This is a genomic window from Pseudomonas sp. KUIN-1 (genome assembly GCF_009176725.1).
Taxonomy (GTDB): Bacteria; Pseudomonadota; Gammaproteobacteria; order Pseudomonadales; family Pseudomonadaceae; genus Aquipseudomonas; species Aquipseudomonas fragariae.
In genome coordinates, this window is record NZ_AP020337.1 from 4,107,794 (window position 1) to 4,125,102 (window position 17,309).

Here is a 17,309-nt window from a genome sequence, read left to right on the forward strand (position 1 = left end):
CGGCAGGCCCGCTGACCCGACTCAGATACCCTGCTCTACAAAAGGAACGGCCAGTGCCAGCGCTGAATCCAGCGCACCGGCATCGACACCACCGCCTTGAGCCATGTCAGGACGGCCACCACCTTTACCACCCACGGCGGCAGCTGCCTGCTTCATCAAATCACCGGCTTTGAGTTGGCCAGTCAGGTCCTTGGTCACGCCTGCGACCAAGACAACCTTGTCCTCATGAACACTGCCGAGCAGGATCACTGCGCGGCCGAGCTTGTTCTTCAACTGATCGACAAGCGCCAACAGCGCCTTGCCGTCCTGACCATCCAGGCGCGTGGCCAGAACCTTGACCCCTTTGACATCCAGCGCCGCTGACGACAGGTCGTCACCGGCGGCACTGGCTGCCTTGGCTTGCAGTTGTTCCAGTTGTTTTTCCAGCAGACGGTTGCGTTCAATCACCGCCGTCAGCTTGTCCAGCAGGTTGTCGCGATTGCCTTTGACCAGCGTCGCGGCTTCCTTGAGTTGATCCTCGGCCGAATTCAGCCAGGCCAGCGCCGCAGCGCCGGTGACGGCCTCGATACGGCGCACGCCTGCTGCAACACCGCCCTCACTGACGATCTTGAACAGCGCGATGTCACCGGTACGGCTGGCGTGAATGCCACCGCACAGCTCGACGGAGAACTCGCCGCCCATGCTCAGCACACGAACGCTGTCACCGTACTTCTCGCCGAACAGCGCCATGGCGCCCTTCTTCTTCGCCGTGTCGATATCGGTTTCTTCGGTCATTACCTCGGTGTTCTTGCGAATCTCGGCGTTGACGATATCTTCCAGCGCGCGCAGTTGCTCGGCCTTGATCGCTTCGAAGTGGCTGAAGTCGAAGCGCAGGCGCTGACTGTCAACCAGCGAGCCTTTCTGCTGAACGTGCTCACCCAGCACCTGACGCAATGCGGCGTGCAGCAAGTGAGTGGCCGAATGGTTCAATTTGGTTGCATCGCGAACTTCATCAGCCACTTGTGTTTCAACCTGCGCGCCAACGCTCAGGCTGCCGGACGCCACAACGCCGTGGTGCAGGAAGGCACCGCCGGTCTTGGTGGTATCACTGACGTCAAAGCGCGCGTCACCGGCCTGCAGGAAACCGCTGTCACCGATCTGACCGCCCGACTCGGCGTAGAACGGGGTGATGTCGAGAATCACCACGCCCTCTTCGCCTTCATTCAGGTGAGAAACCGACTGGCCTTCCTTATAGAGGGCCACGACGCTGGCGCTGCCAGTGGTCGCCGAGTAACCGGTAAACTGCGTGGCCACATCGACCTTGACCAGGCTGTTGTAATCCATGCCGAACGAGCTGGCCGAACGGGCGCGCACGCGCTGGGCGTCCATTTCACGCTCGAAGCCTGCTTCGTCGAGGGTCAGGTTACGCTCGCGGGCGATGTCACCGGTCAGGTCCATCGGGAAACCGTAGGTGTCGTACAGCTTGAACACCACTTCGCCCGGAACCACCGTGCCTTTGAGGTCGGCCAGATCCTGCTCGAGAATTTTCAGACCTTGCTCGAGGGTCTTGGCGAACTGCTCTTCTTCGCCTTTCAGCACGCGTTCGATGTGCGACTGCTGTTGCACCAGCTCAGGGAACGCAGACCCCATCTCGGCAACCAGCGCGGCAACGATCTGGTAGAAGAAGCTGCCCTTGGCGCCCAGCTTGTTGCCGTGACGGCAGGCGCGACGAATGATGCGGCGCAGCACATAACCACGCCCTTCGTTGGACGGCAGCACGCCGTCGGCGATCAGGAAGCCGCACGAGCGAATGTGGTCAGCCACGACTTTCAGCGAAGCCTGATTGTCATTGCTGCAACCAATGGCCTTGGCCGACGCAGCCAGCAGGCTCTGGAACAGATCGATTTCATAGTTGGAATGCACGTGCTGCAGCACCGCACTGACGCGCTCCAGGCCCATGCCGGTATCGACCGACGGTGCCGGCAGCGGGTGCAGCACGCCATCCGCAGTCCGGTTGAACTGCATGAATACGTTGTTCCAGATTTCGATGTAACGGTCGCCGTCTTCTTCCGGCGAGCCTGGCGGGCCGCCCCAGATTTCCGGGCCGTGATCGAAGAAAATCTCGCTGCAAGGACCGCACGGGCCGGTATCACCCATGGTCCAGAAGTTATCGGAGGCGTACGGTGCGCCTTTGTTGTCGCCAATACGGACCATGCGCTCGGCGGGCACGCCGATCTCCTTGGTCCAGATGTCGTAGGCTTCGTCGTCAGTGGCGTACACCGTGACCCAGAGTTTTTCCTTGGGCAGGTTGAGCCATTTTTCGGAGGTCAGGAAGGTCCAGGCGTAGGTGATGGCATCACGCTTGAAATAGTCACCGAAGCTGAAGTTGCCCAGCATTTCGAAAAAAGTATGGTGACGAGCGGTATAGCCGACGTTTTCCAGGTCGTTGTGCTTGCCACCGGCACGCACGCATTTCTGACTGGTAACGGCGCGGGTGTAGGCACGCTTTTCCTGGCCCAGGAAGCAATCCTTGAACTGGTTCATGCCTGCGTTGGTGAACAGCAGGGTTGGGTCATTGCCCGGAATCAAGGAGCTTGAAGCGACACGGGTGTGGCCTTGCTCTTCGAAGAAGCCAAGGAAGGCTTCACGGATTTCTGCGCTTTTCATAGGTTCTTCCACGGAGACTGCGGCCAGAGGCAAGTGCAAAACGTCAAATGACGTAGCGACGGCAAAGGGCCGCATTATATAGGCGTTGCGCCCTCGGTACAGTGTGTTTGTGCGATAGAAACAAGTAACTGGATTATCGGCATGTCATGAATGTTCAAAGGCTGCGAATGCGGCGATGACCTGTTCGACCTGAGCGCGCGACACGTTCAGGTGGGTCACCATGCGTAGCCGCGACGCGGCCGTGAGTACGATGCCCCGCTCGGCGCAGAACGCTTTGAGCGATGCCGCGCGTTCGCCGATCTGCACATAGACCATATTGGTCTGTACCGGCTCGACAGGGTAGCCAAGCCCGCTCAGGCCTTCAGCCAGAAACGCCGCGTTGGCATGATCATCCGCCAACCGCTCGACCTGATGATCCAGCGCATAGAGCCCTGCAGCAGCCAGCCCTCCAGCCTGACGCATGCCACCGCCAAGCATCTTGCGCAAGCGGCGGGCCTTGGCGATCAACGGCTGCGAACCGCACAGCACCGAGCCGATCGGCGCGCCCAGCCCCTTGGAAAGGCAGACCGAAACCGAATCGAAGTGCCGGGTGACCTCATGGACATCGACACCCAGCCTGACCGCGGCGTTGTACAGCCTCGCGCCGTCCAGATGCAGGGCGAGCCCCTTTTCCAGGGTCAGGGTACGCGCGGCAGCCAGGTAGTCCAGGGGCAGCACCTTGCCCTGCATGGTGTTTTCCAGGGCCAGCAGGCGCGTACGGGCGAAGTGAAAGTCATCGGGTTTGATGGCGTCGAGCACCTGCTGCAGGTCCAGGGAGCCGTCGGCCTGCACCTCCAGCGGCTGCGGCTGAATGGAGCCCAGCACTGCCGCACCACCACCCTCGTACTTATAGGTGTGGGCCTGCTGACCGACGATGTACTCATCGCCACGCTCACAGTGCGCCATCAGTGCCAGCAGATTGCTCATGGTGCCCGACGGCACGAACAGCGCGGCATCGAACCCGAGGCGTCCGGCAAGCGTCGCTTCGAGCAGATTGACGGTAGGGTCCTCGCCGTAGACGTCATCGCCAACGGGCGCACGTGCCATGGCATCGAGCATGCCGGCCGTGGGCAGAGTCACTGTGTCGCTGCGCAGATCGATGACAGTCACGAAAAAGCTCCCTGAAGTTGAAGATCGATAATGCATGCAACCTTTGGCTTGCAACAAGGCATTACTGAGGCTGCAGTACATGATAATCAAGCGCCGCCGCTCTCGATACTCCGAGCCCTTATAAGAAAAAGGCAGGTATACCGTACGAAAGTGTCCATGCATGATCCAGCGAACTATGATAAAAATCTCGCGCCGGCCACGTAAAGTGACGGCAACGTTCTCAGGGCGGGGTGCAATTCCCCACCGGCGGTAATGACGCGCAATGCGTCTAGCCCGCGAGCGCTTGGGGGTCGTGGCTTTGGCTGCTATCTGCAAGGTCAGCAGACCCGGTGTGATTCCGGGGCCGACGGTCATAGTCCGGATGAAGAGAGAGCGGGATTGGTGTCAGCAAGAACGTCTGTAAAACCTATCCATGAACGACATCGTTCAGGAGGCTTTCCTACGCAGCTTGAATCCCTTTCGATCCAAATGCCCTGTTTTTTCCATAAACAGGAGTCAGAACACGTGCAACCAACTGCAATCGACAGCAAAAGCAAAAGTCACGCAAACGAGCGTGTCGCGTTCATCCAGGCCTGTTGGCACAAGGATATCGTCGACCAGAGCCGTAAAGGTTTTATCGCCGAGATGGCCAATCAGGGCTACGCCGAAAGCGATATCGACATCTTTGAAGTGGGCGGCGCCTTTGAAATCCCGCTGCATGCAAAACTGCTGGCCAATACCGGCCGCTACGCTGGCATCGTCGGCGCCGCACTGGTAGTGGACGGCGGCATCTATCGTCACGAGTTCGTCGCGCAGTCAGTGGTCAGCGCATTGATGCAGGTTCAGCTGGAAACCGAAGTACCGGTGTTCTCCGTGGTCCTGACACCGCATCACTTCCATGCGGGCGAAGAGCATCAGAAGTTCTTCTTCGATCACTTCGTGCACAAGGGCGAAGAAGCGGCCAAGACCTGCGCTGACACCCTGACCAAGGTACGCAGCCTGCGCCGTCTGGATGCACAGCAGAAAGCGGCCTGCTGAGACGCAGCATCGGTAGGTGTCCTCCCGGACACCTATCGTTCTCACGCTCCAGCGTGGGAATGCCGTTCTGGACGCTCTGCGCCCGGTCCTGAGGGTGCGGAGCGATCAGCCGAGGCTATCCGCATCAGTGGGTACGATCAGAATTCCCGCACGCAGGCCGTTTTTGACCCTGGGATTGGGGAAGATGATCCTCGCGCCCTCTTCTTCCACTACCCAGCGTGAACCACCCGCGTCTTCGGCCAGCACGTAGCCTTTTTCCAGCGGGGAGAAGTTCTCGACGTCATCGGCCAGGTTGAACGTGAACGCATCGGTGCGCTTGATCACTTCCCGCGCCACGCTGAACAGTTGCAACCCTTCAAGATCGTCATCCCGCTCGGGCTCGGTGCCCTCGATGAGCTGCTCGAGACACAAGCGCAGCGGCCCAAGATTGACCTGCTGGTTCTGCCCGAACGGCCGCGCCTTGCCCAGTTCCAGAGTGAAAGCCTCGGCCCCCAATTGATCGTAGGTGTAGGCGCTGAACACAATGGACGGCTTGTTCTGCAGCAGCACCGCACTCATGCCCGCCGCCCGCAGCCGGGCCAGCTCGAGCCGGGAATGCTGACGTCCTTCCTTCCACGGGTACAGCGCGAACTGCTCGATCGTCGAGCCACGAATGGCGGTGTGCAGATCGTAGTGCAGCCGATAGCGCTCCGGCAGGCTGAAAAAGCTGGCGGCCAGTCGTTCCAGCTCGCAGGCCCGCAAGGCCTCGGCACCACCGCTTTGCAGATGACGGCCGTTGAACAGCCGGTTGACATCCTGCTCGACAAAACGCGCCCCGCGTCGCATCGCATCGGGATTGCCGAACAGGAACAGAATACGTGCGCGCGGTTTCAGGTCGCCGCGCGCGATGCTGCGGATCAATTCATCCAGCAGCTCGATGGGTGCAGTCTCGTTGCCGTGGATACCGGCAGACAGCAGCAGGTCAGTGCCATTGTCACGAGCCTCTGGCGGGCGGACTTCCAGTGCGCCCTCGCCCATCCAGCGCATGCGCACGCCTTCGACGGTCAGTTGAGTCTTCTCCGCCGGCTCACGTCCAGCCAGGGTCAGTTCAAGCAGTTTGCCGAGGGCGAGCATGGCGCGCTTCCTTAGTGGTTGCAGTCAGGACCGTGAACGTGACCGTCTTCCTCGACGCCCATGTCGGCTGGCTCCATTTCCAGTTGCAGGCTGACCAGGTTGGTCGCCAGCGGACGCAGCAGCAGGTTGGCGTATTCGGCATCGTCTTCTTCGACGTCAACGCCGATCAGCAACTGGCCACGGCCATCCTGCTGAATCCACAATTCCTTGCCCTGCCAGATGACGGCAACGCGGGTGCAGGACGTTTCCAGCTGGGTGCCATCAGTGTCTTCAAGGATCAGTTGCAGGGCGTCGCTCATATAAAAATGCTCTCTATCAAGGAAATAGTGCGCCGGACAGCGGCCCGACGCGCAGGATGCTTCAATTCAGTTGAAACGGATAAACCGCGCCCAGTTTAAGGATTTGCGTCAGTTCATCCAATGCCGTGCGGCATTCGTTGAGTAATCGGGGGTCGGCCAGATCGCTTTCACTCATGCGGTCCCGGTAGTGCCTGTCGACCCACTGCGTCAACGTTTCGTACAACGGCGCAGTCATGATTACCCCCGGATTCACCGCCGCCAGCTCGGTGTCATTGAGCGCCACCCGCAGGCGCAGGCAGGCCGGGCCGCCGCCGTTCTGCATGCTTTGCTTGAGGTCGAACACCTTGACCTCGGCAACCGGGCTGTCATCGGCGATCAGTCGTTGCAGGTAAGCCCAGACATTCGCGTTCGCCTGGCACTCCTGCGGCACGATCAGCAGCATCGAGCCATCGGGACGCGACAACAGCTGGCTATTGAACAGGTAGGAGCGCACGGCATCCTGAACCGAAACCTCGGCACGCGGTACGCAAATCGCGCGCAACTGCCCGCCGACACGACCGAGTTTGTCGCGCAGCTCATTGAGCATCGGTTCGGTATTGAGGAACGCGTCCTGGTGATAGAACAATACCTCACCGTTGCCGACCGCAATCACATCGTTATGGAACACACCCTGATCAATGACCGCCGGGTTCTGCTGACCATAAACCACGCCGGCTTCGCTCAGACCGTGCAGCCGCGCAACGGCGCGTGACGCCTCCAGGGTCTGACGGGCCGGGTACTTCTGCGGTGCCGGGTAACGCGTGTCGAACGCACTGCGGCCAAACACGAAAAACTCCACACCGGCCTCGCCGTAATCACGACAGAAACGGGTGTGGTTGGCAGCGCCTTCATCGCCAAACTGCGCGACAGCCGGTAACGCAGGGTGATGAGCGAAATGTTTTGCATCAGCGAACATGGCGCCGAGCACGCGAGTGGTGGTCGGATGCTCGATGCTGCGGTGGTATTTGCAGTTGAGGTTGGCCGCCGTGAAATGCACACGCCCATCGGCAGTGTCGGCACTGGGGCTGACCGTGGCCGCGTTGGCCACCCACATGCTGGAAGCCGAGCAACTGGCGACCAGCAGCGGCATGTCCTGCCGGGCCGCTTTTTCAATGACCTGCTCATCGCTGCCGGTGAAGCCCAGACGGCGCAGGCCGGACACATCAGGACGCTCCTGCGGCGCCAGCACGCCCTGGGTAAACCCCAGGTCCATCAGCGCTTTCATTTTCGCCAGGCCTTGCAGCGCCGCCTCACGCGGGTTGGCGCTTTGCTGGCTGTTACTCTGGGAGGCAACGTTACCGTAGGACAACCCGCCGTAGTTGTGGGTTGGCCCGACCAGACCGTCAAAATTCACTTCACAGGACTTCATCGGCAAGGCTCCGTGGATCTGTTTTTATAAGCAATCGTGCGCACACTGTCAGCTCAACCTGATACCGGGAGTCAGTGTCGCAGGCAGCGTCAGGCTGCCCGCCTCCAGCGAAGCCACCGGATAGGCGCAGTAATCGGCCGCATAATAGGCGCTGGCGCGGTGGTTGCCCGAGGCGCCTACCCCGCCGAACGGCGCACTGCTGGCGGCTCCGGTCAACGGCTTGTTCCAGTTGACGATCCCGGCACGGCTGTGCAGCCAGAACTGCTGGTAACGCGCTTCGGAGTCAGACAGCAGACCTGCCGCCAGGCCATACCGGGTGGCGTTGGCTTCGGCGATGGCGGCATCGAAACCGGCGTAGCGGATGACTTGCAGCAGCGGGCCGAACAGCTCTTCGTCGGGGCGCTCGGGCACCGCACTGACATCGATAATGCCAGGCGTCAGCAATGCCGCGCCGGGCTGCGGCTGGCGCATTTCCAGCAGGGTCAGCGCGCCGTTGGCGAGCAGATTGCGCTGCGCGTCGAGCAAGGCGCGTGCAGCCTCCAGCGAAATCACCGAGCCCATAAACGGCGCAGGCTGCTGATCGAACGCCCCGGCTTCGATAGTAGCGCTGACCCCAACCAGTCGTGCCAGCAGGGCATCACCCCAGTCGCCTTCGGGCACCAGCAGACGACGCGCACAGGTGCAGCGCTGGCCTGCGGAAATGAAGGCCGACTGAATGATGGTGTACACTGCGGCATCGATGTCCTGAACCTGATCGACGATCAACGGATTGTTACCGCCCATTTCCAGCGCAAGGATCTTGTCCGGCCGACCGGCGAACTGCTGGTGCAGCGCATTGCCGGTGCGGCTCGACCCGGTGAAGAACAGGCCGTCGATACCCGGATTGGCGGCCAGCGCGATACCGGTTTCGCGACCGCCCTGCAGCAGGTTCAGAACCCCGGCAGGCAGTCCGGCTTCGATCCAGCACTTGACGGTCAGCTCAGCGACTTTCGGTGTCAGTTCGCTGGGTTTGAACAGCACCACGTTGCCCGCCAGCAAGGCCGGGACGATATGCCCGTTGGGCAGATGCCCGGGAAAGTTGTACGGGCCGAACACGGCGACCACGCCGTGCGGCTTGTGGCGCAGTACCGCAGTGGCGTCGCCCAGTGGCCCGCTCTTTTCACCGGTTCGTTCGCGATAGCTCTGCACCGAGATGGCAATCTTGTTGACCATGCTGGTCACTTCGGTCGCCGACTCCCACAACGGTTTGCCGGTTTCTTCACCGATGCACTGCGCCAGCGCGTCGGCGTGATGCTTGAGACGTGCAGCGAAGGCCTCCAGTACCGCGATGCGCTGATCCAGAGACAGCAGTGCCCAGCCGGGAAATGCCTGACGCGCCGCCTGCACCGCCTGCTCGACCTGCGCGGCGCTCGCGCCACGCCCGGACCACAGCACCTGCTGGGTCACCGGGTTCAGCGAATTGACCACCTCACCCTGCCCGTCCTGCCACACACCTGCGATGTAAAGGCTATTCATCAAACGCCCTCCCGCGCCGCAGACAAGGGCACCGCGCGCACATTGTCGCCCGCACTCATGCGCAGCCGCCTGGCAGTCTGCGGAGCGACGACCAGCGTGCCGGCAGCAAAACGCGCAGCGCCTACCGTGATGCGGCAGTCTTCACGCTTGCGGTTGTAGATCAGGAACTGTGGAGCGTCGTCACCTGGCGTGCCGATGGCCAGCACCAGCGCCTGGCTGTCCTTGATTGCGCGAATCTTGCCGGTCTCGCACTCGATGGCCGGGCCGGCATCGAAGATGTCGACATAACCCTGATACGAAAAGCCTTCGCTCTTGAGCATGGTCAGCGCAGGCTCGGTGTCGGCATGCACCCGACCGATCACGTTGCGTGCGTCTTCGGAAAGAAAGCAGCTGTACAACGGAAACTTGGGCATCAGCTCGGCGATGAATGCCTTGTTGCCCACGCCGGTCAGGTAATCGGCCTGGCTGAATTCCATCTTGAAGAAGTGCCGCCCCAGACTTTCCCAGAACGGCGAACGGCCCTGCTCATCGGACATGCCGCGCATTTCGGCAATGATCTTGTTGCCGAACAGCCTGGGGAATTCGGCGATAAACAGCATCCGCGCCTTGGACAGCAGGCGGCCGTTGAGGCCGTTACGCGAATCACTGTGCAGGAACAGCGAGCACAGCTCGGAATTGCCGGTCAGGTCGTTGGCCAGGAACAGGGTCGGAATTTCCCGATAGATGTTCAGTTCCTGTGAAGCGCTGACGGTCAGGCCGACCCGGTAGTTGTACCAGGGCTCACGCAGACCGACCGCTCCGGCGATGGCGGAAATGCCCACCACCCGGCCGTCATCATCTTCCAGCACGAACAGGTAATCGGCATCGCCGCGCTCGGCTTCGCCGCGAAAGGTCTTTTCAGCCCAGCCTACCCGGTGCGCCAGACGCTGCTCATTGGCGGGCAGGGTCGTCAGACCGGCGCCGGTGCTGCGCGCCAGCTCGATCAACGCGGGCAGGTCGCTGCTGCGTACAGGACGAACGATCATGTTATCTCCTCAGCGGCTCATCGAGAGCCTTGAAACTCGCTAATCGGCTATCGAACGTCCGGTTCAGACCGCGACAATCCGCACACTGGCACCTTCACCAACACCCAGGGCATCGGCAGCCTGGAGGCTCAACACCACCGGCCTGCCGGGCGCCCAGTCCAGTTCCAGCAGCACCGCGCGGTAGTCCTGCAACAGGCCATTGGCGATCAGATACAGACGCCCGCCCTTGCCGACATCGCTGCTTTGCCCGGCCTCGACCTTGACCGGAACCAGACGGCTCTGGGCAATCGAGCGAATCCCGGACACCCGCGCATGCAGCGTCGGCCCACCGTCGAAAATGTCGATGTAGTGATCGGTTTCAAAGCCCTCGCGCATGAGGATGTCGAAGGTGATCTGCGCACGCGGATGCACCTGCCCCATGGCTTCCTGCGCCGCGTCGGGCAGCAGTGGCACGTAGATCGGGTAATGCGGCATCAGCTCGGCGAGGAAGGTCCGGCTTTTCAGCCCGCACAGGCGTTCGGCAGCGGCGTAATTGATATCGAAGAAGTTGCGCCCGATGGCATCCCAGAACGGTGAGTCGCCCTGCTCATCGCTGTAACCGACGATCTCGGTGACCACCGAATCGGCAAAGCGCTCGGGGTGACTGGCGACAAACAGCAGGCGGCCGCGCGAATTGAGCTCCGACCATGCCGTGCCGACCAGCTCCGGGACCACGTAGAAACTGGTCAACAGGCTGTTACCGGTCAGGTCATGACACTGCGACAGCACGTGAATCTTGTTATGGATCTTCAGCTCGCGGGAAGCATGCACGAAGGTTTCGTTACGAAAACTGTAGAACGGCTCGGAGTAGCCCGCCGAGGCCACGATGCCCGAGCAGCCCACCAGCTTGCCGCCTTCGCTGTCTTCGAGCACGAAGAAGTAGGTTTCTTCGCCGTTGAAGCTGACCTCGGCGGCAAACGACGCCTCCGACGAGCCGATCTTGTCGGTCAGGCGGCCAGCATCGTCGGGCAAGGACGTGACACCGATAGGGCTGTCGGCAGCGAGGCGTTGAACCTCGGCCAGATCAGCCATTTGCGCAGGGCGCATTACCAGCATGGTGCCACTCCTTGTAGATCGACCAGCCTTTACGACCGGCGCTAGTAAAAGCACCACACGGCGTCAGGCCGCATGGCGCAGGAAACAGGTGCGGCACCCGCCATCAGGCGGACGCCGCAAGGCTGCCATCGAGTCAGGATGTCAGTTTGGCGATGGCGCGTTCAAAGCGGTTCAGGCCCTCTTCGATGTCCGCGTCTTCAATCACCAGGCTTGGCGCGAAACGAATCACGTCAGGGCCGGCCTGCAGGATCATCAGGTCCTGAGCTTCCGCCGCATTGAAGATGTCCTTGGCCTTGCCTTTCCAGGCATCGGACAACACGCAACCGATCAGCAGACCCAGACCGCGCACTTCGCTGAACACGCCGTATTGCTGGCCAATGCTTTGCAGACGGGTCTTGAACTGCTGATGCTTGCGCTGTACGCCAGCCAGCACTTCAGGCGTATTGATCACGTCGATCACCGCCTCACCGACCGCACACGCCAGCGGGTTGCCGCCATAGGTGGTGCCGTGAACGCCGACCGCAAAGTGCCTGGCGAGCTTTTCAGTGGTCAACATCGCCGCCAACGGGAAACCGCCGCCGATGCTCTTGGCGCTGGAAAGGATGTCCGGGGTCACGCCGTAATGCATGTAGGCGAACAGATGACCGCTACGGCCCATGCCGCTCTGCACTTCATCGAACACCAGCAGGGCGTTGTGCTCGTCACACAGTTTGCGCGCACCTTGCAGGTATTCCAGCTGACCCGGCAGAACACCGCCCTCGCCCTGGATCGGCTCCAGCACCACGGCACAGGTCTTGTCGGTCACAGCGGCCTTCAGTGCGTCGAGGTCGTTGTACGGCACATGGCTGATGCCGGTGATCTTCGGCCCGAAACCATCGGAGTACTTCGGCTGCCCACCGACGCTGACGGTGAACAGGGTACGGCCATGAAAACTGTTCAGCGCCGCGATGATTTCGTACTTTTCCGGGCCGTACTGGTCATGCGCCACACGACGTGCCAGCTTGAAGGCGGCTTCGTTGGCTTCCGCACCGGAGTTACAGAAGAACACGCGCTCGGCGAACGTCGCATCCACCAGTTTTTTCGCCAGACGCAGGGTCGGCTCGTTGGTGAAGACGTTGGACACATGCCAGAGGTTATTGGCCTGCTCTGTCAAGGCACCGACCAGCGCCGGGTGGCAGTGGCCCAATACGTTGACGGCGATCCCGCCCGAGAAATCCACCAGTTCGCGCCCCGCCTGATCCCAGACCCGGGAGCCCGCACCGCGCACAGGGATGAACCCGGCCGGGGCGTAATTGGGGACCATTACCTGGTCGAAATCGGCGCGTTGCACCGCAGCATGCTCAACGGACATCGGAGTCTCCTGATGAGGAACGCCTGCCTGAAACTGGCGAGCGATGGAAAGATTGTAAGGACTGAATTGTGTTCGGCCTTGCCGCCAGGCGACAACTTGTTACAGCGCAAAACCGGGTTTTTTCAAGGTTTTCGGCAATGCGACAATTTGCGTCACAAAGGCGCAGTTTAAACGGATTGAAGCCGGCCTGTCTGGACCTGAGCTGTCGCGGCAGCACTTCTATCGCGACAAGACAATCAACCGCGTTCGGCAGGCACAGGGGAAAGTTCGAACGGGCTGCTGCTGCGTCGCTGATTGCGGTCTTCACGCGGCGTGGCACCGAAGAAATTGCGGTAGGCGCTGGAGAAGTGCGGCCCCGAGGAAAAACCGCACGAAAGGCCGATCTGAATGATCGACTTGCTGGTCTGCATCAGCATCTGGCGCGCCTTGTTCAAGCGCAGTTCCAGGTAATACTGGCTGGGTACACGGTTGAGGTACTGCTTGAAGATCCGCTCCAGTTGGCGACGAGACACGCACACATGCTGGGCGATTTCGTCGGTGGTCAGCGGCTCTTCGATGTTGGCTTCCATCAGCAGCACCGCCTGGGTCAGCTTGGGATGGCTGGAGCCCAGACGGTTCTGCAGCGGAATGCGCTGACGCTCGCCGCCTTCGCGAATGCGCTCGACCACCAGCTCTTCGGACACCGCCCCGGCCAGTTCGGCCCCATGGTCGCGGGACAGCACCGCCAGCAGCAGGTCGAGCACCGACATGCCACCACAGGCGGTCAGGCGATCCCGATCCCAATCGAACAAATGGCTGGTGGCGATGACCTTGGGGAAGCGCTCGGCGAAGTCGTCCTGCCAGCGCCAGTGCACGGCGGCACGGTAGCCATCCAGCAGGCCCAGTTGCGCAAGCGGGTAGACGCCCGCCGACAGCCCGCCAATCGAACAGCCGGCACGCACCAGTTGCTTGAGTGCACTGCCCAGCGCCGGGGCCACGCCCGCCGGAGGTTCGTCAGCCAGTAAAAACAGCTTCTGAAAGCCCTCCAGTCGCCCGGCCCAGGGCTCACCCGGCAACTGCCACGCACCGGCAAGCGCCGCTGGCTCCGCGGCCTCGGCCTGTAGAAACGACAGCTCATAGACCACTTCAGGGTGAACGCGCTGCGCAACGCGCAAGGCTTCCTCGGCCAGTGCCAGGGTCAGGGCTCTGGTGCCAGGCCAGACGAGGAAACCTATTCGATGGGCAGTCATTGGGAGATCCGATACGTATTGCCGCAAAAGCCGAGCCTTGGAAGATAGCTCGATCTGGAACATCCAGGTCGTGTCGCGCGTCGCGCAGCATGCCCTGTTCTGGCATAAAAAGGCATCGTCATGCGCTGCCGATCGTCACTTCAGGCTGCCGGACAGGAATTGCTGCAAACGCTCGGTCTGCGGATTGGCCAGCACTTCGCGCGGATTGCCACGTTCCAGAACGACGCCCTGGTGCAGGAAAACCAACTGGTTGGAGACCTCACGGGCAAAACCCATTTCGTGAGTCACCACCACCATGGTGCGGCCTTCCTGAGCCAGCCCTTGCATGACCTTGAGCACATCACCGACCAGCTCCGGGTCCAGCGCCGAGGTCGGCTCATCGAACAGCATGACCTCGGGCTCCATCGCCAGTGCGCGGGCAATCGCCACACGCTGCTGCTCACCGCCGGACATGTGCCCAGGGTAAGCGTCCTTGCGATGGGACACGCCGACCTTGGCCAGATAGTGTTCGGCCTTTTCCAGCGCTTCCTTTTTCGACACACCCAGCACATGGACCGGCGCTTCGATGATGTTCTGCAGTGCAGTCATGTGCGACCACAGGTTGAAGTGCTGAAACACCATCGACAGGCGTGAACGCATGCGCTGCAACTGCTTGGCATCGGCAGCTTTCAGGCCGCCTTCCTTGTTCGGCACCAGCTTTAACTCTTCGTTGTTGAGCAGGATCTTGCCGGCATGGGGCTGTTCGAGCAGGTTGATGCAGCGCAGAAAGGTGCTTTTGCCCGAGCCGCTGGAGCCGATGATGCTGATGACATCGCCGGCCTTGGCGGTCAGGGACACGCCCTTGATCACTTCGTGACTGCCATAGCGCTTGTGCAGATCCTGCACTTCCAGTTTGTTCATGCTTTGGGTTTCCACAGTACGGTCAATCACTGAGCAGACGTCCGTGACGCAGCGCCGTGCGCCCCGCCACCTTGGCCAGCCAGAAACCGGGTTGAGCGTAACGAAGCCGCTCGATGGCGAACAACACCCCGGCAGTATTCGCACAAATGGTACTGACCTGATCGGACAGCGGGTCGATCACTTCGAACAGCGGATCGCCCACCTCGACCCTGTCGCCTGCAGCGCGCAGGAACGTCACCACACCAGGGTGCGGCGCATAGAGCAATTCGGTGCCTTCGAACGGCAAGCCTTCGCAGGCTTGGTGCACCGGCTGCGGCCAATCACCACTGATGAAGCCCTGCTCGGCAAGGAACGCCAGGATACCTTCGGCATGCGCGATTGCCTGCGGCTTGCCGGTGTCGGCCTGACCGCCCAGTTCAAGGGTGGTGGCGAGGCAGGCCAGCGGGATCTGCGCCTGCGGGAAAATCCGCGAAAGACGCAACCACGGCAGCGAGCAGGCCTCATCGAAGGAGCTGCCACCGGAATCTTCGGCGAGCAGCGCTACCTGAATATTCAGATGTGCCGACAGCGACCGCCATTGTGGCCAGTGCTGCGGCAAGGCGTACATGTGCAGCGCGGCATCGGCATCACAATGCAGATCGAGCACCACATCAGCGACGCAGGCATGACGGAGCAGGATGCGCTGCATGCCTTGCAATTCGCTCTGCGGCACGGGCAGCCCTTCGAGCGCAGCGCTCATCGCCTGGCGAATCAGCCGGGTATTGGCGCGCGGGTCATCGCCCAACTGACCTTCCAGCAACTCGGCGACCGGCTCGCTCAGCTCGGTGAAGTCACGGTTGAAGTTCTTGCCACTGCCGAACTCGAAACGGCCCTGATGCGCGCCTTGCAGCAACTGCCCCAGGCCCAGCGGATTGGCCACCGGTACCAGTTCGACAACACCTTTGAGGAGGCCTTGCTGCTCCAGCTCGGTCAGGCGTTTTTTCAGTTCCCAGGCCGTGCGCATGCCGGGCAGTTCGTCGGCATGCAGGCTGGCCTGGATGTAAGCCTTGCGCTCGCCGGTGCCGAAGCGAAAGACACTCAGCGTGCGCTCGGTGCCGAGGGTGCTCCACGGCAATACATGATCGGTTCTTTGCATTTCAGACCTTCCGTGGGGCGAGGTAGCCCAGCCAGCGGCGTTCGGCGATCTTGAACAGCCGCACCAGAATGAATGTCAGGCCCAGATAGAAAACACCTGCGGTGATATAAGCCTCGAAAGGCAGGTAGAACTGCGCGTTGACCGTACGGGCCGCGCCCGTGATGTCGATCAGGGTCACGATGGACGCCAGACTGGTAGTCTGCAGCATCATGATGACCTCGTTGCTGTACTGCGGCAGTGCCCGGCGCAAGGCCGAGGGCAGCAGAATGCGCCGGTACATCTTGGCTTTCGACATGCCCATGGCCCGCGCGGCCTCGATTTCACCCGCTGGTGTGGCCTTGAGGCTGCCGGCGATGATTTCCGCCGTGTAGGCGCTGGTATTGATGGTGAATGCCAGGCACGCACAGAAGGTGGCGCTGGACAGCCAGGGCCACAAAAAGCTTTCGCGCACCGCGTCGAACTGGGCCAGCCCGTAGTAGATCAGGAACAGCTGCACCAGCATCGGCGTGCCGCGAATCACGTAGGTGTACAGCCAGGCCGGCATGTTCACCCAAGGGTTTTTCGAGACCCGCATCAAGCCCAGCGGCAATGCCGCCAGCAGCCCGAACGCGAGCGAAATCGCCAGCAGCTTCAGGGTGGTCAGCAGGCCGCCGAAGTACAGCGGCAGACTGTCCCAGATCACGTTGTAGTCAAAGATCATAGGTCAGCCGCCCTCACGCCTACCGAGTAGCGTTTTTCGAGGTAACGCAAAGCGAGCAGCGACACACTGGTGATCACCAGGTACATCGCCGCAACCGCCAGAAAGAAGGTGAAAGGCTCGCGGGTGGCATCGGCCGCCTGCTTGGCCTTGAACATCATGTCCTGCAGACCGACCACGGAGATCAGCGCAGTCGCCTTGGTCAGCACCAGCCAGTTGTTGGTGAAACCGGGAATCGCCAGACGAATCATCTGCGGCACCAGAATGCGGAAGAACACCTTGCCACTGCTCAGGCCATACGCCATGCCCGCCTCGGCCTGCCCCTTGGGGATGGCCATGAACGCACCGCGAAAGGTTTCCGAGAGATACGCGCCGAAGATGAAGCCCAGCGTGCAGATGCCGGCCATCAACGGATCGAGGTCGATGTAGTCGTCAAACCCCAGCAAAGGGGCGACGCGATTGAGCAGGTCCTGGCCGCCGTAGAAAATCAGCAGAATCAGGACCAGATCGGGAATGCCACGAATCACCGTGCTGTACAGATCGCCCAGCCAGGCGATCCAGCGTACCGGAGACAGTCTCAGCGCCACGCCGATCAGACCGAGAACGATCGCCAGAGCCATCGACGACAGGGCCAGCTGCAACGTCAGCCAGGCACCTTCGAGGATGACAGCTCCGTAACCTTTCAACATGATGTGCGGTCCTCAAGCGTGGAATAAAAATGGCGCAAGCC

15 protein-coding genes and 1 riboswitch are annotated in these 17,309 nt (G+C 61.3%); of the genes, 1 reads left to right on the plus strand and 14 read right to left on the minus strand.

Annotated elements, in window-relative coordinates; all coding sequences use genetic code 11:
- Positions 1 to 21 precede the first annotated feature (21 nt).
- The gene (gene alaS, locus KUIN1_RS18320; RefSeq protein WP_024642718.1) at positions 22 to 2,646 is read right to left on the minus strand and encodes an alanine--tRNA ligase; all 2,625 of its coding nucleotides are present in this window, start codon (positions 2,644 to 2,646) and stop codon (positions 22 to 24) included.
- Between the two features lie 144 nt (positions 2,647 to 2,790).
- Entirely contained in the window at positions 2,791 to 3,795 is a 1,005-nt protein-coding gene (gene ltaE, locus KUIN1_RS18325) for a low-specificity L-threonine aldolase (protein ID WP_103712967.1), read from the minus strand.
- 212 nt (positions 3,796 to 4,007) lie between these two features.
- A riboswitch (FMN riboswitch) is annotated at positions 4,008 to 4,173 on the plus strand.
- A gap of 126 nt (positions 4,174 to 4,299) precedes the next feature.
- On the opposite strand from ltaE, the gene KUIN1_RS18330 reads away from it, so the two are divergent.
- Positions 4,300 to 4,812, plus strand: coding sequence for a 6,7-dimethyl-8-ribityllumazine synthase (locus KUIN1_RS18330; RefSeq protein ID WP_003406469.1), 513 nt, complete (start codon positions 4,300 to 4,302; stop codon positions 4,810 to 4,812).
- Between the two features lie 105 nt (positions 4,813 to 4,917).
- On the opposite strand, the gene astE is transcribed toward KUIN1_RS18330, so the two are convergent.
- From astE to KUIN1_RS18395, 12 genes are all read right to left on the minus strand, one after another.
- The gene (gene astE, locus KUIN1_RS18335; protein ID WP_054091885.1) at positions 4,918 to 5,925 is read right to left on the minus strand and encodes a succinylglutamate desuccinylase; all 1,008 of its coding nucleotides are present in this window, start codon (positions 5,923 to 5,925) and stop codon (positions 4,918 to 4,920) included.
- Positions 5,926 to 5,936: 11 nt separating this feature from the next.
- On the minus strand, positions 5,937 to 6,224 hold the full coding sequence (locus KUIN1_RS18340; protein WP_003314741.1) for a hypothetical protein: 288 nt from the start codon (positions 6,222 to 6,224) through the stop codon (positions 5,937 to 5,939).
- 61 nt (positions 6,225 to 6,285) lie between these two features.
- Positions 6,286 to 7,632 carry an N-succinylarginine dihydrolase gene (gene astB / locus KUIN1_RS18345; RefSeq protein WP_152092161.1) on the minus strand — a complete coding sequence of 449 codons (1,347 nt, stop codon included), beginning with the start codon at positions 7,630 to 7,632 and terminating at the stop codon, positions 6,286 to 6,288.
- 48 nt (positions 7,633 to 7,680) lie between these two features.
- The gene (astD, locus tag KUIN1_RS18350) at positions 7,681 to 9,150 is read right to left on the minus strand and encodes a succinylglutamate-semialdehyde dehydrogenase (RefSeq protein WP_161633403.1); all 1,470 of its coding nucleotides are present in this window, start codon (positions 9,148 to 9,150) and stop codon (positions 7,681 to 7,683) included.
- Positions 9,147 to 10,172, minus strand: coding sequence for an arginine N-succinyltransferase (gene astA / locus KUIN1_RS18355; RefSeq protein ID WP_011268515.1), 1,026 nt, complete (start codon positions 10,170 to 10,172; stop codon positions 9,147 to 9,149). Before astA ends, astD begins: the two co-directional genes overlap by 4 nt.
- A gap of 63 nt (positions 10,173 to 10,235) precedes the next feature.
- Positions 10,236 to 11,267: an arginine/ornithine succinyltransferase subunit alpha gene (aruF, locus tag KUIN1_RS18360; protein ID WP_152092162.1), complete on the minus strand. Its 1,032-nt coding sequence runs from the start codon at positions 11,265 to 11,267 to the stop codon at positions 10,236 to 10,238.
- Positions 11,268 to 11,400: 133 nt separating this feature from the next.
- Complete coding sequence (locus KUIN1_RS18365; RefSeq protein WP_024639110.1) at positions 11,401 to 12,618, minus strand: aspartate aminotransferase family protein; 1,218 nt, start codon at positions 12,616 to 12,618, stop codon at positions 11,401 to 11,403.
- A gap of 236 nt (positions 12,619 to 12,854) precedes the next feature.
- Positions 12,855 to 13,847, minus strand: coding sequence for a transcriptional regulator ArgR (gene argR, locus KUIN1_RS18375; RefSeq protein WP_024639109.1), 993 nt, complete (start codon positions 13,845 to 13,847; stop codon positions 12,855 to 12,857).
- 135 nt (positions 13,848 to 13,982) lie between these two features.
- Positions 13,983 to 14,747 carry an ABC transporter ATP-binding protein gene (locus tag KUIN1_RS18380; protein WP_003404100.1) on the minus strand — a complete coding sequence of 255 codons (765 nt, stop codon included), beginning with the start codon at positions 14,745 to 14,747 and terminating at the stop codon, positions 13,983 to 13,985.
- A 22-nt stretch (positions 14,748 to 14,769) separates the two neighbouring features.
- Positions 14,770 to 15,882 carry a succinylglutamate desuccinylase/aspartoacylase family protein gene (locus tag KUIN1_RS18385; RefSeq protein WP_116830461.1) on the minus strand — a complete coding sequence of 371 codons (1,113 nt, stop codon included), beginning with the start codon at positions 15,880 to 15,882 and terminating at the stop codon, positions 14,770 to 14,772.
- 1 nt (position 15,883) lies between these two features.
- Positions 15,884 to 16,582 carry an ABC transporter permease gene (locus KUIN1_RS18390; RefSeq protein ID WP_003314733.1) on the minus strand — a complete coding sequence of 233 codons (699 nt, stop codon included), beginning with the start codon at positions 16,580 to 16,582 and terminating at the stop codon, positions 15,884 to 15,886.
- The gene (locus KUIN1_RS18395; RefSeq protein ID WP_003369874.1) at positions 16,579 to 17,268 is read right to left on the minus strand and encodes an ABC transporter permease; all 690 of its coding nucleotides are present in this window, start codon (positions 17,266 to 17,268) and stop codon (positions 16,579 to 16,581) included. Before KUIN1_RS18395 ends, KUIN1_RS18390 begins: the two co-directional genes overlap by 4 nt.
- Positions 17,269 to 17,309: the final 41 nt, after the last annotated feature.